Below are 15,322 nucleotides of genomic sequence, written 5' to 3'. Positions count from 1 at the left end.
AAGTTGAACTCTGTCTGTTGTCATTTGTTCGGACGAACGCCCCTGGATCAGCCACCCCCGCCGCAGCTGCCCGGACGGTCGCGGCACGGCTGCCCGCCGGCCGTCAGCGGGCGACCCGGCTGCGGTTCTCGTACGCGAAATCGGTGAACTCGGGGTGGCGGAGCATCCACCCCTTGATGAAGGGGCAGGTCGCCAGCACGGCCAGGCCGCGGGCGCGGGCGTCGTCCAGGGCTGCGCGGGCCAGCGCACTGCCGATGCCCCGGCCCTCGAAGGCGGGCTCGACCACGGTGTGCGGATAGACCACCAGCTGGTCGCCGCGCAGGTACTCGGCGAAGCCCGTCGGCCGGTCGTCCTCCCAGGCCTCGAAGCGGTTGCGGGCTTCCACGTCACGTACCGAGAGGGCCATCGAGCCTCCTCACCGCCGGAGAGTCGCGGTCGGGCCCGGCCCCGGTCCGTCATCGGGCGACCGGGGCCGCCCCGCCCGTCGATCGCCGGTCGTCCCCGTGCCCGTCCCCGTCCCCTCCGTCTCCGCCCGCTCCGTCCACGTCTTCTTGGCGGCGGCCGTCGGCTCACCGGCCGCGCCCCCGACCGGCGCCCAGGCCTCGCGTCCGCCCGGCGCCCGCAGCAGGTAGGCGCGGGCGGGCGGCACGTTGCGCCACACCGTGCGCTCGCCCAGGCCGTACGCCGCCTCGAACCCCCGCAGCAGCCGCACCACCGCCCGGTGGCGGGCGCCCCGACGGGGGCCCGAGGTGAGGATGCGCGCCGTCGTCGTGCCGAGGTACCCGAAGTACGTCAGCTCGCCACCGGGCGCCAGCAGCCGCAGGTAGAGGTCGAGGATGTCGCGCACCCGCGCGGGCTCGAAGTTGGTGAACGGCAGCCCGGACACGATCGCGTCGTACCGCTGCGCGCAGTCCTCCGGCCGGGCCCCCTCCGGTTCCGCCGCACGGGACTCCGGAAGCTCCTCGACCCGGCAGGCCGACATCCGCAGCCCGATGCCGGGATGGCGCGCGGCCAGGACGGGGTCCTCCCGGAGCCGCTCGGCGAACCGCGGGTTGGCCTCGACGACGTGCAACCGGTCGCCGGGGCGCAGCACTCGGGCGAGCCGGCGGGTCACCACGCCCGTTCCGGCGCCGACCTCCAGCACCGAGATCGGACGGTTCGGGCGGCTGGTGACCGGTACCACCAGCGCGTTCACCAGCTCAGGGCCGCTCGGGGCCAGCGCGCCGGTGTCGTGGAAGGTGCGCAGGGCCTCGGCGAGGAACAGCAGGCGGTCCCCGCCGACGGACGAACCGTACCGGGGGGAAAGGGACTTGGGGCCGTGGTGGAGCCGTTCACTGGTCATGCCGTCGACGCTAGGCAGCACGGGGCCGCCGCGAATCGGCCGGTCAGTGGCGCCGACCCCCGACGAAAGTCGAGGGTGCGGTTACCCGGAAGACAGAGGTGTTCCACGGTCGAGCGCCCCTAGCATCGAGCCCGAGGTACCGAACACCGAACGTGCGGAAGGCTTTCGGGGCAGGGGGAGAGGAAGGGAGGAGCGTCATGCGCAGGAGTGTGCTCGGCTGGTACGGGCCGGACCACCGGGCCGGGACCGATACCTTGTTGCTGCTCGGAGTGCTCGGCCTGGGCATCGAGGAGGCGTTGGTCCAGTGGACGCACTCCGACGGTCCACTGCGCCTGCCGCGTACGGTCGTTGCCGCACTCGCCGCGCTCTCGCTCGTCTTCGCCCGCCGCTACCCGGTGGCCTCGGCCGTACTGCCGGTGCTCACCGGCGGGTCGTTCAACCGGGCCTTCCCCGGCCTGTTCAGCGTCTTCCACCTCGCCTACCTGGGCCGGACCGGCCCGGCGGTGGCGGGCGGCGCGGCCATCGTGGTGGGCAGTGCGGCGGGTGCGGATTCGCTGATCGGCTGGGCCGGCACCGCCGGGTCCCAACTCCTCGTCCAGGCCGCCGTCCTGGCGGTCGCCCTGTGGCTGCACGGCAGACGGGTGCTGATCCGCACCCTGCACGAGCAGGTCGACGCGCTGCGCCGCGAGCGCGAGCTGCGTGCCGACCAGGCCCGAGCCGCCGAACGCGCCCGGATCGCCCGGGAGATGCACGACGTGCTGGCCCACCGGCTCAGCCTCCTGGTGCTGCACGCCGGGGTGCTGCGCGACCAGGCCAGGGCCGGCACCGTCGCCGCGGACACCGACCGCCTCACCCACCGACTCGAACTGCTGCGCACCACCGCCGCCCGATCGCTCGACGATCTGCGCGACGTCCTGGGCGCGCTGCGGGCCGACCCTCCGGCCCCGCACGCCGCGGGAGACGATCCGCCCGTGCCGGCCGAGGCCGGGAGCGTCCCGGCGCCCGCCCTGCGCGACCTCACCGAACTCGTCGGCGAGGCGAACCTGGCCGGCCAACGGGTCGAACTCGCCCTCTCGGGAGACCCGGAGACCATCCCGACCACCCACCGGCTGGCCGTGCACCGACTGGTCCAGGAGGCGCTGACCAACGCCCGCAAGTACGCGCACGCCGCGCCCGTCACCGTCCGGGTCGGCTACGGGGCGCCGGCGACGACGGTCGAGGTCCGCAACGGCCCGGGCGAGGCGATGCCGGACGGGCCGGGTGCCGGCGGCGGGTACGGGCTGGTCGGGCTGGCCGAACGGGTCGAGGCCCTCGGCGGCCACCTCGACGCCGGTCCGGAGGGTGGCGGCGGCTTCCGGCTCTCCGCCCGGTTGCCCGCGCCGGACCGCCCGCCGCAGCTGGTGCCCGACCCGGCTCCCGCCCCGGGCGAGGGTTCGCCGCCGCCACCGGGGCGCGCGCCGTCGGACCCGGCGCGGGCGTCTCCGGGACCGGAGCGTTCGATGGAACCGGAGCAGGAACCGAAGCAGCAGCCGAAGGGTGCCGCATGATCCGAACAATGGTGGTCGACGACGACGCGCTGGTTCGCCTTGGCCTGGTCGACCTCCTGGCCCAGGACCCGGCACTCACCGTGGTCGCCGAGGCCGCCGACGGGCTGCAAGCCGTCGAAATCGCCGGCAGCCGGCGGATCGACGTCGCGCTGATGGACATCCGGATGCCCCGGCTCGACGGGATCGCCGCCACTCGGCGGCTGCGCGAACTCCCGGACGGCCCAAGGGTCATCGCCCTCACCACCTTCGATCTGGACGAGTACGTGTACCAGGCGCTCGCGGCCGGGGCGGACGGTTTCCTGCTCAAGGACACCCCGCCCGCGGAGATCGCCCGGGCTGTCCACGTCGTCGCGGGCGGTCAGGGGATGCTGCACCCGGCGGCCGCGCGGCGGCTGATCGACCGCTACCACCGGGTCGGGGCACCCCGGTCGGTGGCCGCCCGTCACCGGGTCGCCGGGCTCACCCCGCGGGAGACCGACGTGCTGCGCGAACTCGCCGACGGCCTCTCCAACGCCGAGATCGCGGGCGTGCTCGGAATGCGCGAGAGCACCGTCAAGGCGCATGTCAGCCGGATCCTGACCGGGCTCGGTGTCGGCAACCGGGTCCAGGCGGCGCTGCTCGCACGCGACGCCGGGCTGGTGGGCGACGGTGGCTGAGGACGAACGGCGGAGAGCGACTGCGGCCGGGACCGCGCACCGGGGTTCCGGTCGTTCGCGCACGCTCGCACACATTCGTGCACGTCCGTACCGGGCCTGCTCCCGCCGTGCAGGGGTGCCGCCCTGTCGTGTCCGGGAGGGCAACCGAGGCACGTCGAGGCTCGGAGGGGCACACCGGGGCACGGCACCGGCCGGTGTTCACGCGGGTGTTCCCCGGACGTTCCCCCGGAGTCGGGGTGGGCGGGGCAGCGGGCTTCCCTGAGCCGCCGCGTGCTCCCGGTTCGTATCGCATGCTGAGCCGCTGTCACCCATCCGGCGTGGAATTGCCGTGCCTTGGCCGTTTGCGCTGCCGAACTCGGGCGGCGGGTCCATGGTGGAGATGGGCGCGATCCGGCGACCGCGTCCGCGCGCCGATCCAGGCCCGCGCGCCGAGCGCCCGCGCCGATCGTGGACGGGCGGCCTCCGAAGCGGGGCCCGGTACCGGCACGCTGGGAGCGGGGCCACCTCGCAGGAAACCGAACGGTTCTTCTAGGCTCACATCTCGGCTTCCCTGCGGCGGTCCGGCCATTGCGCCCGCTGCCAGGAGGCCACCGTCCACGGGGGCTCCGGGCGGACCGGGGCCCCCGGATCGAGCGAGGAGGACGCACATGCCAAGCACGCCGCCCAGCCGTTCCACCGTACTTGGGCCAGACGGGCCGATCCGGTGGGCCGCCCATCACACCGGTCGACCGGTGCGGTCCGGCCGGGCCTGGTACCCGGGTGGGAGCGGTCGGCCGGTACGGCCGCTGTATACCGGCGGTGGTCGCGGAGGCGAGCGTTGAGTCCCCAGATCGTCGGGGCGCCCGCCGTGCCGGGCGCCGCCGTGGAACCCGACCCGACGCCGGTCACCGTCCCGGCCGCCACCGACGGCGAGGCCCTCGCCGCGACCACCGCGACCACCACCACTGCCGCCACCACCGTCGGTGCCACCGGCACCGCCACCGCTGCGGGCGCCACCACCGGCACCGCAACTGCCGCTGCGGCTCAGGCCACTGCGGTTCCGGCCGCCTCGGCTCAGGCCGCCGCGGTAGCGACCGGCGCGGCGAAGACCGCCGTGACCACGGCAGCCGTCGCCAAGACCGCGGCAACCAGGACCGCAGCGGCCAAGACCACGGCAGCCAAGACCGCGGTGGCCAAGTCCGCCCTCACGAAGTCGTCCCTCGCCAAGGCGGTCGTCGCGAAGAACGCGGTGGCGACGACCGCGGTGCCGAGGAACACGGCCGGAAAGCCCACGGCGGGCCCGGCCGCCACCGCCACCCCCGGGGCCTCCACCGTCATCACGGCGCTTCCCGGTGTGCCGCAGGCGCTCAGCGCCCGGGCCCGTACCCTCGCCGGAGCAGTCCGGCGGCGCTGTGCCGATCTGGCGCGGATCGAGTCCCCCAGCGGGGACGCGCCCAGACTCGACGCCCTCGCCGAGGAGTTGGCGGCCGGCTTCCGTGCCACCGGTGCCACCGCCCGGCGTGAGCCCGGACCGGCCGGGGACCACCTCGTGCTGGAGTGGGAGGGCCGGGACGAGTCCCTGCCGCACCTGCTGATCGTCGGGCACCACGACACCGTCTGGCCGGTCGGCACCCTCGCGGACTGGCCGGTGACCGAGCAGGACGGTCGGCTCACCGGCCCCGGCGTGGTCGACATGAAGGGTGGACTCGCCGTCCTGGAGAGCGCGTTGTCGCTGCTCGCGGACCTGGGCGAGCGCCCGCACCGGACCGTCCGCCTGGTCGTGGTCTCCGACGAGGAGGTGGGCAGCCCGGACGGGCGGCGCCTGGTCGAGCGCCAGTTGCGCGGCGCCGCGGCGGTCCTGGGGCTCGAACCACCGCACCCCGACGGTCGGTTGAAGACCGCGCGGCGCGGCAGCACCCGGGTGCGGCTCACCGTGACCGGCCGCGAGGCGCATGCGGGCAACGACGCCCACGACGGGGTGTCCGCGGTCGACGAGCTGGTGGACCAGCTCGTGGTGGTGCGGGACCTCGCCGGCCAGCCCGGCACCGAACTGAACGCCGGTCGGATCAGTGGTGGTTCGCGTGCCAACGTGGTCGCCGGCCGGGCCGAGGCCGAGCTGGGGCTGCGCTTCGCCACTGTCGAGGCGCAGCGCCGCACGCTCGACGACCTCGCCCGGCTCGCCCCGTTGCGTCCGGGTGCCCGGGTTCGTACGGAGGTGCTGTCCAGTCGTCCGGCCTGGCCCGAGCGGACCGGCAACCCGCTGCTGCGGCACGTGCGTTCGCTCGCCGCGGTGCTCGGTCAGCAGCTGGACGGCGGTCCGGCGGGCGGGGCGGGGGACACCAACCTGCCGGGCTCGCGCGGGCTTCCGACCCTGGACGGCTTCGGGGCGGTCGGTGCCGGGGCCCATGCCCGGCACGAATACATCCGGCTCGACCAGATCGCCCCCCGGATCGCGCTGCTGGCGGCGCTGCTCGCCGTTCCGCTGCCGCGACTGCGTGACCGCGCGGAGGGGTGAGGCGTTGCGGTGAGCCGCTGACGGTCGGCAGCTGTCAGCTGACAGCTGACAGCTAACAGCCGGAAGCAGACAGCGGACGGCCGACAGGCGCCGGCGAACAGATGACAGCCGACAGATAACAGCTGACAGATTCTGAAATCTGTCAGCTGTTATCTGTTTCGCACCTTGCCATCCCTCCGCCCCGCTGCGCAGAATGGTACCGACCGAACGGTCAGTCGGTTGGTTGATCGGGTACTCCGGCAGCCGACCGGGCAGGACGGGCAGGACACGAGAGGGGACTGTGGTGACAGCAGAGGTGGCCGAGGCGGTCCCCGCGCAGACGCCGGAGGACCGGTTCGAGGCGGTCGTCGTCGCCGAGCAGCGGATCGAGCCCAGGGACTGGATGCCCGACGCCTACCGGGCCACCCTGATCCGCCAGATCGCCCAGCACGCACACTCCGAGATCATCGGCATGCAGCCCGAGGGCAACTGGCTGACCCGGGCGCCGTCCCTGCGCCGCAAGGCCATCCTGCTCGCCAAGGCCCAGGACGAGGCCGGTCACGGCCTCTACCTCTACGCCGCCGCCGAGACCCTCGGCGTCGACCGCGCCGAGCTCACCGAGAAGCTGATCTCCGGCCGCCAGAAGTACTCCTCGATCTTCAACTACCCGACCCTCACCTTCGCCGACGTCGGGGTGATCGGCTGGCTGGTGGACGGCGCCGCGATCTGCAACCAGGTCCCGCTCTGCCGGTGCAGCTACGGCCCGTACGCCCGCGCGATGGTGCGGATCTGCAAGGAGGAGTCCTTCCACCAGCGCCAGGGCTACGAGCTCCTGATGACGCTGATGCGCGGAACCGAGGCCCAGCGCCGGATGGTCCAGGACGCGGTGGACCGCTGGTGGTGGCCGTCGCTGATGATGTTCGGCCCCTCGGACTCCGACTCGCCGAACAGCGCCCGCTCGATGGCCTGGCGGATCAAGCGGCACAGCAACGACGAGCTGCGCCGGCGGTTCGTCGACATGACCGTCCCGCAGGCCGAGCACCTGGGGGTCACGCTCCCGGACCCGGAGCTGCGCTGGAACGAGGAGCGCGGCGGCTGGGACTTCGGCGAGCCGGACTGGTCCGAGCTGACCAGGGTCATCCACGGCCAGGGCCCCTGCAACGCCCAGCGGATCGAACGTCGCCGTGCCGCCCACGAGGACGGCGCCTGGGTGCGCGAGGCCGCCGTCGCCTACGCGGCCAAGCGCGCCGCCGAGGCTGCCCGAGCCGTTGAGGCCACCGGGGCTGCCGAAACCGCCGGAGCCGTCGACGCCCCCGGAGCCGACCAAGCCCCCGGACTCACCGAAGCCACCGAACAGGAGAACGGAAAGTGACCGAGCCCCAGGTTGGCTCCCCGGCCGGGTCCAAGGCCGGCTGGCCGCTGTACGAGGTGTTCGTGCGCCCCCGGCGGGGGCTGAACCACGTCCACGTCGGTTCGCTGCACGCCGCCGACGACCGGATGGCGCTGCTCGCCGCCCGCGACCTGTACACCCGGCGCAACGAGGGCGTGAGCCTCTGGGTGGTCCGCTCGGACGCGATCACCGCCTCCACCCCGGACGAGCGCGACCCGTTCTTCGATCCCAGCGGCGACAAGGTCTACCGCCACCCGACCTTCTACGACATCCCCGAGGATGTCCCGCACATCTGACGGGGGAGCCACCGTGCACGACCACACCACCTCCACCACCGGAACCACCACCGGCGCCGGCCCGGGCGCCGGCCAGGACGACCACGTCTACCTCAGCCTCGCCGACGCCGCCCCCGGACCCGAGGGCGAGGGCCGCTGGGCGTACGGGACGGGCTTCGCCGACCCGCTGCTCGGCGTGGACACCACGCTGCCCGCCGGTCTGGACGGCGCCGACCTCGCCGCCTACTGCCAGATGCTGGGCGACGACGCCCTGGTCCTCGCGCAGCGGCTGATCGAGTGGTGCACCCGGGCGCCCGAGCTGGAGGAGGAGGTCGCGCTCGCCAACCTGGGCCTCGACCTGCTCGGCCAGGCCCGCCTGCTGCTCACCCGGGCCGGGCAGGCGGACGGCACCGGCCGCACCGAGGACGACCTGGCGTACTGGCGCGAGGAGCACGAGTTCCGCAACGTCCGCCTGGTGGAGACGTCGAACGGCGACTTCGCGTACTCGATCGCCCGGCTGTTGCTGTTCGCCACCGCGCGCGGCGCCCTGTACGAGGCGCTGAGCGCGCACCCCGATCCGGTGCTGGCCGCGGTCGCGACCCGGGGTGTCAAGGAGCTCGCCTACCACCGGGAGTACGCGACCGCCTGGACGCTTCGTCTCGGCGACGGCACGCCGTACTCGGCCGAGCGGATGCAGGCCGGGCTGGACGCGGTCTGGCCGCTGCTGGAGGAGCTGTTCACGGCGCACCCGGTGGAGCTGCGGGCGGGTGTCGACCCGGCGACCCTGCGCGAACCGGTGCTGCGCTCGCTCACCGCCGTCCTCGCCGAGGCCGGTCTGACCCTGCCGGACGCGCCGCCGCTGGCCACCGTCCTCGGCCGGGCCGGCCGGGACGGCGTGCACACCGAGGCGCTGGGCCCGCTGCTCGCCGAGCTCCAGGTGCTGGCCCGAGCCCACCCGGGGGCGACATGGTGACCAACGACATGGTGACCGACGAGGTGGCGACCCACGACGTGGCGACCGACGGCATCGTGACCGACGAGGTCGCGACGGGCATGGCGGGCACGACGGGCGCGGCGGAACCGACGACCCGCGACGTGGCCTGGGCCGTCGCCGCAGCCGTCCCGGACCCGGAGCTTCCCATGCTCACCCTGGCCGACCTGGGCGTCCTGGCCGGGGTCGAGGTGGACGGCGGCAGCGGTACCGTCACCGCCTGGCTGACCCCGACCTACTCGGGCTGCCCCGCCGTCGCCGAGATGGCCGCCGACGTGGACCGCCGGCTGCGCGCGGCCGGCTACCCGGACGTCCGGGTGCGGCTGCGGCTGGACCCGCCGTGGTCCACCGACCTGATCACCGCCGAGGGCCGCCGCAAGCTCGCCGAGGCGGGCATCGCCCCACCGCGCCCGACCGCCGCCGTCGCGGCCGCGGCCGGACCGGTGGCGCTCACGCTGGGCCCGACCCGCTCCGGAGCCCCGACCACGGCCGGGCCGGGCACCGTTCCCCCCGTGCCGTGCCCGCAGTGCGGCGGGACCGACACGGAGGAGCTGTCCCGCTTCGGTTCCACCGCCTGCAAGGCGCTCTGGCGCTGCCGGGCCTGCCGCGAGCCGTTCGAACGCGTCAAGGAGATCTGAATGCCCGCCGCTTCCGCCGCCGCCGGCTCCGCCGTTCCCGCCGCCGCTGTTCCCGCGTCCGTCGACACCGGGTCCGTCGACACCGGGTCCGTGGTCTCCGCGTCCGTCGACGCCGGGTCCGCGACCGGCATCCGCCCCGCCCGCCGTCCGACCTTCCACCGGTTGCGGATCGACCGGGTCGAGCGGCTCTGCGAGGACGCCGTCGCGGTGACCTTCGCGGTGCCGGACGGGCTGGCGGGGGAGTACGCCTTCCGCCCCGGGCAGACGCTGACCCTGCGCAAGCTGGTGGACGGCGCCGACGAGCGCCGCTCGTACTCGATCTGCGCCCCGGTCGGCGGGCCGCTGCGGATCGCCGTCCGGGAGGTGCCCGGCGGGTTGTTCTCGCGCTGGCTGGTGCGCGAGGCGAAGCCCGGCGAGGAGGTGGAGGTGCTGACGCCGTCCGGCCTGTTCACCCCCGAACTCGGGGTCCCGGCCGACCACGTGCTGCTCGCGGCGGGCTCCGGCATCACCCCGATGCTGTCGATCGCCGCCTCCGTGCTGGCCGCCGACCTCAGCTCCACCGTCACCCTGCTCTACGGCAACCGGCGCAGCGACACCGTGATGTTCGCGGACGAGCTGGCCGACCTCAAGGACCGCTACCTCGGCCGCTTCCAGCTGGTCCACGTGCTCTCCCGGGAGACCAGGGACGCCGAGCTGCTCAGCGGCCGGCTGGACCCGGAGCGGGTACGCGCGCTGCTGGCGGCGCTGGTGGACGTCGGGAGCGTCGGGCACTGGTGGCTGTGCGGCCCGTTCGGCATGGTCACCGGGGCCAAGGACCTGCTCGCGGAACTGGACGTGCCGGGCGAGCGGGTGCACCAGGAGCTGTTCCACGCCGAGGACGAGCCGCTCCCGGAGCGCGACGAGGACTGGGACCGGACGGACGCCTCGGCCGACGGCGGGTCGGGCCCGCAGAGCGAGGTGACCGTCGTGCTCGACGGCCGCGGCAGCACGCTCTGCCTCCCGCGCGACCGCTCGATCCTGGACGGCGCCCAGCGCTCCCGGCCGGACCTGCCGTTCGCCTGCAAGGGCGGAGTCTGCGGCACCTGCCGCGCCCTGGTCACCGAGGGCGAGGTGGAGATGCGCCGCAACTTCGCCCTGGAGGAGAAGGAGCTGGCCGCCGGGTACGTCCTGACCTGCCAGGCCCGCCCGCTCACCGACCGGGTGACCGTCGACTACGACCGCTGAGCGAGCTCAGACGGCGGCGGGTTCCGCGACCCGGTCCGCGAGCGCCGGGCTCCCGCCGGTCGGTGCCGCGAGCGCCGGGTCCCCGAGGAGCTTGACCAGGTCGTTGACGGCCGCGCGGCCGGCCCGGTTGGCGCCGACGGTGCTGGCGGACGGACCGTAGCCGACCAGGTGGACGCGCGGGTCTGCGGTGGCGCGGGTGCCGGTGAGGGCGATCCCGCCGCCGGGGGAGCGCAGCCCGAGCGGGGCGAGGTGCCCGACCTCGGGCCGGAATCCGGTGGCCCAGACGATCGCGTCCACCGGCAGCTCCTCGTCGCCCCAGGCGACCCCGTGCTCGGTCAGGCGGTCGAACATCGGGCGGCGGCGCAGCGCGCCCAGCTCCTGGGCGCGCCGGAGGGCGACGGACGGGCCGAGCCCGGTCACGCTGACCACGCTGCGCACCGGCAGGCCCTGCCGGACCCGCTCCTCGACCTTGGCGACCACCGCGCGCCCGTACTCCGGGGTGAACGGTCCGTCGTGGTAGAGGGGTTCGGAGCGGGTGACCCACACCGTCTCGCCGACGGCGGCAACCTCCGACAGCACCTGGACCGCCGAGGCGCCGCCACCGACCACCAGCACGCGCCGGCCCGCGAACTCCTCGGGACCGCGGTACTCGGCGTAGTGCAGCTGGCGGCCCGCGAAGTGACCGGGGTAGTGCGGGAGGAAGGGCCGGGTCCAGGTGCCGGTGGCGTTGATCAGTGCGCGGGTGGACCAGACACCGTGGTCGGTCTCGACCAGCAGCCGGGCATCCGGTCGTTCGGACTCGGCGCGTACGGCACGCACCGCGACCGGGCGTACGACCGGGAGCGCGTGCCGGGCCTCGTACGCTGCGAAGTACTCCGGCACCACCTCGCGCGCGCGGGCCCCGGGGTCCGGCGGCGGGAGTTCGGCGTCGGGGAGGTCGTGGACGCCGTGCACGGTGGCCATCCGCAAGGACGGCGAGCGGTGCGCCCAGGCGCCCCCGGGGACGGCGTTGGCGTCGAGGACGACGAAACCGCCGTCGACGCCCGCCCGGTACGGGGCGAAACCACGGCGGCCCAGGTGGTAGGCGGCGGAAAGGCCTGCCTGCCCGGCACCCACCACCAGGACGTCCACGCGTTCCGGAACGCTGTTCGTTGCACCGTAAACAGTCACGCCGCTGAAACATCGGGGGGTCGACGGCTGTTCCCGTCGTTCCGCCGGGGCTCCGTCGGCGTCCGTGGAGGAGCGAACGGTGGTCGCGAACGGGAGTGCGCGGGCGGATGCGCGAAGGCGCGAAGGCGCGGATGCGCGGACGTGGAGGAGCAGAGGCGCGGAGGAGCGTCAGGAGAGCGGGGAGATGACCGCGGCGGTGCCGTAGGCGCAGACCTCGGTGCCGACGTCGGCCGCCTCCGTGACGTCGAAGCGCATCATCAGGACGGCGTTGCCGCCGCGCGCCTTGGTCTGCTCGACCAGCCGCTGCATGGCCTCGTTGCGGCTCTCGACCAGGGTCTTCGTCAGACCGCGCAGCTCGCCGCCGATCAGCGACTTCAGACCGGCACCGATCTGGCTCCCGAGGTGGCGGCTGCGCACGGTCAGCCCGAAGACCTCGCCGATCACGTGGTCGACCCGGAAGCCGGGGATGTCGTTGGTGGTCACGACCAGGACGTCGGCGTTCGGGCCCTGCCCGCCGCCGTACTCGTTGATGTCAGCCATGGGACGCATCCTGCCAGTTCCTGCGTCCGAGTGACCGAGGCGTGGCCGGGCGGTGGCCGAGAACGCTTCCGGAAGCTGGTCCCGACCGGTGATCGGGGGGCCGAAAGGCCGTACCGTTAGCCCCATGGGCGAGCGAAGCGATCATCCACAGGGGCCGGGCGCGGCGGAGGACTCCGGCGCGCAGGAGATCGAGGCGACGGTGGTGCTGGGCCTGCGGATCACCGACTGGCCGGCCCTGCGCGCGGCCGCGATCAGGGCCGTCGAGGAACTGGACTTCGACGGCATCGACCCGGCCGGCCAGCGTCGCGAACTGCTGCGCGAGGTCGCCGAGGACGCCAACGCGGCGCTCGGCGCGCTGCTGCATCCGGACCGGCTGGTGGCCGCCATCCCCGGGGTCGAGGCGATGGGCGGGACGCTGGAGATCAGCGTCACGGAGGACTTCACACCGGACTTCGCCGACCTGTTCCCGCTGGAGGGCGACGAGGAGGACGGCGGCGCGGGCGCGGACTGGACGCTCACCCCGCGCACCGCCTGCCTGCTCCACGCCCAGCTGATAGGCCTGGCCGACGCCGCGTACGACGACTTCGACGAGCACGGGGACGAGGCGATCGTCGACGGCGAGGACGCGGACTGGACGGTGTTCACCCGGCTCCCCGAACGCACCTGGCGGATGCACCGGAGCTGGCGCCGCGCGATGGCCCGGGCCTTCGACGACCTCGCCGACGACCTCGCGCTCGGCGAGTGGCCGCTGCCACGCTGCCTGGCCGAGGACGTGGCGCTGCGGATGGCCCTGGTGGATGCCCGGACGCTGCTCGGCGCCCAGCCCGAGTCGGTCGCGGACATGATGGGCGACCTCCCGGCCGACCTGTACGACTACGACTGGGACGGCTGCCACGACGAACTGTTCGGGGTCTACGGGCCGGACGACGGCGATCCGGAACTGGGGGCGGAGCAGCGCACGGAGGTGCTGCTGGCGGCCACCCACCCGGAGGGCTGGTTCCTGATGTACGAGGACGCCGAGGAGCGGGACCCTCAGCGCGGCTACCGGCGCTGACGGGCCGCTGCGCCGTAGGGCGGGCGTCGGCGTCGGGCGCCGGGCATCGGACGCCGGGTATCGGGCACCCGGGGCGTACGAGTCGGCCCTCCAGGTGCGCGCCTTCTACCCCTCGCTGCACCTCAACCTGGCCTCGGACCACCTCGAGCTCGGCGAGCCGGACCTCGCCCGTGAGCAGCTCGAACGCGCCGTGCGCAGTCTGGACGCGCTGTCGGAGGACGCGCTGCCGGGGGACGCGTACAGCGAGAGCATCCGGACGGCGGTGGACGAGCTGCGGCAGCGGCTGCGGTGAGCGTGGAGGTGGACGCTGCGGCGGTCGGGCCGGGCCGAGTCGTCCGGAGCGGGGCTGGCATCCTGGACGGGTGACTGATCCTTCCGATGCCCCGACCCCCACTGCCCCGACCTCCACTGCTTCGACCTCCACCGCTCCGACTCCGGCCGTGGTTCCTCCGGCTCCGGTCTCCGAGCCCCCGGCCCCTGCGGCCGACCCCGGCGAGGCCCCGGAGCGAGAGGACCGCGAGGACCGCGACGAGCGGCCGCAGTACGTGCTGCCCCTGGTCGTCCGGATGGAGCGGGCCACTCCGCCGAGCCGGACGGACGCGCTGGAGACCTCGGCCCGGGCGGTGCTCACCCTGCTGTCCGACCCCCGGGTGACCGGGGCGGACGGCGAGTGGGCGGAGCGGGTCGCGGCCTGGGAGGACGCCCGGATCCGCAAGGTGGTCCGGCGGGCCCGGGGCGGGGAGTGGCGCCGGGCGGGCGAGCTGCCGGGCCTCACGGTGCACGGCCGGGAGGCCGAGGTGCGGGTGTTCCCGCCGGTCCCGCTGGACGGGTGGCCGAAGGACCTCGCCAAGCTCCAGGTGTCCGGGACGGACCTTGAGGAGACGGCCGAGGTCACGGCGCCCGAGCCGGGGCTGCCGGTGCTGTGGCTCAACCCCGAGCTGGAGATGAGCGCGGGCAAGACGATGGCGCAGACCGGGCACGCCGCCCAGCTCGGGTGGTGGCGGCTGGACGAGGCGCAGCGCAAGGAGTGGGCCGAGGCCGGTTTCGCGCTCGCGGTCCGAACGGCCTCGCCGCAGGCGTGGGAGGAACTCGTCCGCAGCGGGCTGCCGGTGGTCCAGGACGCGGGCTTCACCGAGATCGCCCCCGGGCCGACTGTTGTCCTCGAAGGAGGCACGCGCTACTGCCCCACCCCGCGCCTTCGGCGCCCGTGAACGCACCAAGCTGACCCCGAAACAGCAACGTGGCAGGTGAGGCGCGTACGTTCCCGGCAGTCGCATGTCTCCGGCGGGTCTTCTCGGAGCGGGCCGGGGATGGCGCTCCCGCCAACGGGCAGGACGGGTAGGCATCGCGAAGGCCGCGGCCTGTTCGTCGGCGAACTGTCTGGCCGTTCGATGCCGGACCCGTTCGGCGACCGCGCTCAGCACATCCACCTCCCGGGTGGTCAGGGTCACCGGAGCTGGTTGCCGCATGCGGGCAACCAGCCGCTCCGCGACCCTCGGGGTCAGGACGGTCTCGCCGCGGGAGGCGGATCGGATGGCGTCGACGAGCTGATCGCGCGTGGTGTCCTTGAGCAGGTAGCCGATCGCGCGCTCGATCTCCGCGTTGCCGAGGTCGATCGTGCGGATGCCGGCCGCGGTTGCAGTAGTGGTGGTGATCGCCGTCCTGGCCTGCACGGACCTGGCCGCCGGCCGCAGGATGTGAGCCGGCCTCGGAGCCCGAGCTCGGAGGTGGCCGGTCGGGCTGGTGCGGAAGGAAGGAAAGAATGAATTAATCCGTGCCGGCTCAGTCGTCGTTCGTAATGGCTGCGAAGGTCAGGTCCGGGGTCGGTCAGTCCTCGGGCGGGGCTGTCAGGGCGCGGGGCTCTCCGCGCCCTCGACGTCGGCGAGCAGTTTGCGCAGGAGCCCGTCCAGGGTGGCCCGTTCCTCCTCCGAGAGGGCGGAGAGCAGCGCGGTCTCGTTGGCCGCGTGGTCGGTGAAGGCGGCGTCCACGAGGGTGCGTCCGGCCGCGGTGAGGGCGATGCGG

At 74.2% G+C, this 15,322-nt stretch carries 15 protein-coding genes and 1 pseudogene; 11 read left to right on the top strand and 5 right to left on the bottom strand.

Features of this window, described 5'->3' with window-relative positions; genetic code table 11:
* Positions 1 to 103: 103 nt before the first annotated feature.
* Both ACGFSC_RS15220 and ACGFSC_RS15215 read right to left on the bottom strand, forming a co-directional pair.
* On the bottom strand, positions 104 to 406 hold the full coding sequence (locus ACGFSC_RS15220) for a GNAT family N-acetyltransferase (RefSeq protein ID WP_359900498.1): 303 nt from the start codon (positions 404 to 406) through the stop codon (positions 104 to 106).
* Positions 407 to 415: 9 nt separating this feature from the next.
* Positions 416 to 1,342 (bottom strand): translation initiation factor IF-2, encoded by a 927-nt coding sequence (locus ACGFSC_RS15215; protein ID WP_359900500.1) that lies wholly within the window; start codon positions 1,340 to 1,342, stop codon positions 416 to 418.
* A 197-nt stretch (positions 1,343 to 1,539) separates the two neighbouring features.
* Between ACGFSC_RS15215 and ACGFSC_RS15210 the strand changes: the two genes are divergently transcribed.
* From ACGFSC_RS15210 to paaE, 8 genes are all read left to right on the top strand, one after another.
* Positions 1,540 to 2,889, top strand: a complete 1,350-nt coding sequence (locus ACGFSC_RS15210) for a histidine kinase (RefSeq protein WP_359900502.1) — start codon at positions 1,540 to 1,542, stop codon at positions 2,887 to 2,889.
* The gene (locus ACGFSC_RS15205; RefSeq protein WP_359900504.1) at positions 2,886 to 3,545 is read left to right on the top strand and encodes a response regulator transcription factor; all 660 of its coding nucleotides are present in this window, start codon (positions 2,886 to 2,888) and stop codon (positions 3,543 to 3,545) included. The genes ACGFSC_RS15210 and ACGFSC_RS15205 overlap by 4 nt, the downstream gene beginning before the upstream one ends.
* An 817-nt stretch (positions 3,546 to 4,362) precedes the next feature.
* Entirely contained in the window at positions 4,363 to 6,039 is a 1,677-nt protein-coding gene (locus ACGFSC_RS15200; protein WP_359900506.1) for a M20 family metallopeptidase, read from the top strand.
* A gap of 193 nt (positions 6,040 to 6,232) precedes the next feature.
* Entirely contained in the window at positions 6,233 to 7,390 is a 1,158-nt protein-coding gene (paaA, locus tag ACGFSC_RS15195) for a 1,2-phenylacetyl-CoA epoxidase subunit PaaA (RefSeq protein ID WP_380348310.1), read from the top strand.
* Positions 7,387 to 7,704: a 1,2-phenylacetyl-CoA epoxidase subunit PaaB gene (gene paaB / locus ACGFSC_RS15190; protein ID WP_359900510.1), complete on the top strand. Its 318-nt coding sequence runs from the start codon at positions 7,387 to 7,389 to the stop codon at positions 7,702 to 7,704. The genes paaA and paaB overlap by 4 nt, the downstream gene beginning before the upstream one ends.
* A gap of 13 nt (positions 7,705 to 7,717) precedes the next feature.
* Entirely contained in the window at positions 7,718 to 8,656 is a 939-nt protein-coding gene (paaC, locus tag ACGFSC_RS15185) for a 1,2-phenylacetyl-CoA epoxidase subunit PaaC (protein WP_359900512.1), read from the top strand.
* Positions 8,657 to 8,736: 80 nt separating this feature from the next.
* Positions 8,737 to 9,312 (top strand): 1,2-phenylacetyl-CoA epoxidase subunit PaaD, encoded by a 576-nt coding sequence (gene paaD / locus ACGFSC_RS15180; RefSeq protein WP_359900527.1) that lies wholly within the window; start codon positions 8,737 to 8,739, stop codon positions 9,310 to 9,312.
* Positions 9,313 to 10,536: a 1,2-phenylacetyl-CoA epoxidase subunit PaaE gene (paaE, locus tag ACGFSC_RS15175; protein ID WP_359900514.1), complete on the top strand. Its 1,224-nt coding sequence runs from the start codon at positions 9,313 to 9,315 to the stop codon at positions 10,534 to 10,536.
* 6 nt (positions 10,537 to 10,542) lie between these two features.
* Here the strand turns inward: paaE and ACGFSC_RS15170 are convergent, their stop codons facing one another.
* Positions 10,543 to 11,667, bottom strand: coding sequence for an NAD(P)-binding domain-containing protein (locus tag ACGFSC_RS15170; protein ID WP_359900516.1), 1,125 nt, complete (start codon positions 11,665 to 11,667; stop codon positions 10,543 to 10,545).
* A gap of 207 nt (positions 11,668 to 11,874) precedes the next feature.
* Positions 11,875 to 12,246 (bottom strand): YbjQ family protein, encoded by a 372-nt coding sequence (locus ACGFSC_RS15165; RefSeq protein WP_359900518.1) that lies wholly within the window; start codon positions 12,244 to 12,246, stop codon positions 11,875 to 11,877.
* A 124-nt stretch (positions 12,247 to 12,370) separates the two neighbouring features.
* Here ACGFSC_RS15165 and ACGFSC_RS15160 point away from each other — a divergent pair, with 124 nt between their 5' ends.
* The 3 genes from ACGFSC_RS15160 (at position 12,371) to ACGFSC_RS15150 (ending at position 14,511) form a co-directional block, all read left to right on the top strand.
* Positions 12,371 to 13,300: a hypothetical protein gene (locus tag ACGFSC_RS15160; RefSeq protein ID WP_359900520.1), complete on the top strand. Its 930-nt coding sequence runs from the start codon at positions 12,371 to 12,373 to the stop codon at positions 13,298 to 13,300.
* 94 nt (positions 13,301 to 13,394) lie between these two features.
* Positions 13,395 to 13,592 (top strand): hypothetical protein, encoded by a 198-nt coding sequence (locus ACGFSC_RS15155; RefSeq protein WP_359900522.1) that lies wholly within the window; start codon positions 13,395 to 13,397, stop codon positions 13,590 to 13,592.
* Between the two features lie 148 nt (positions 13,593 to 13,740).
* Positions 13,741 to 14,511, top strand: coding sequence for a peptidyl-tRNA hydrolase (locus ACGFSC_RS15150; RefSeq protein WP_359900524.1), 771 nt, complete (start codon positions 13,741 to 13,743; stop codon positions 14,509 to 14,511).
* A 192-nt stretch (positions 14,512 to 14,703) separates the two neighbouring features.
* Here ACGFSC_RS15150 and ACGFSC_RS15145 read toward each other — a convergent pair.
* Positions 14,704 to 14,979 (bottom strand): annotated as a pseudogene (locus ACGFSC_RS15145) (DNA-binding response regulator); the annotation flags it as partial.
* Between the last annotated feature and the right edge of the window lie 343 nt (positions 14,980 to 15,322).

The sequence above is a fragment of the Kitasatospora sp. NPDC048715 genome, from assembly GCF_043198905.1.
Lineage (GTDB): Bacteria > Actinomycetota > Actinomycetes > Streptomycetales > Streptomycetaceae > Kitasatospora > Kitasatospora lactacystinica.
The sequence above is the reverse complement of the archived record's forward strand: the minus strand, read 5'-3'. Positions and strand labels throughout refer to the sequence as shown.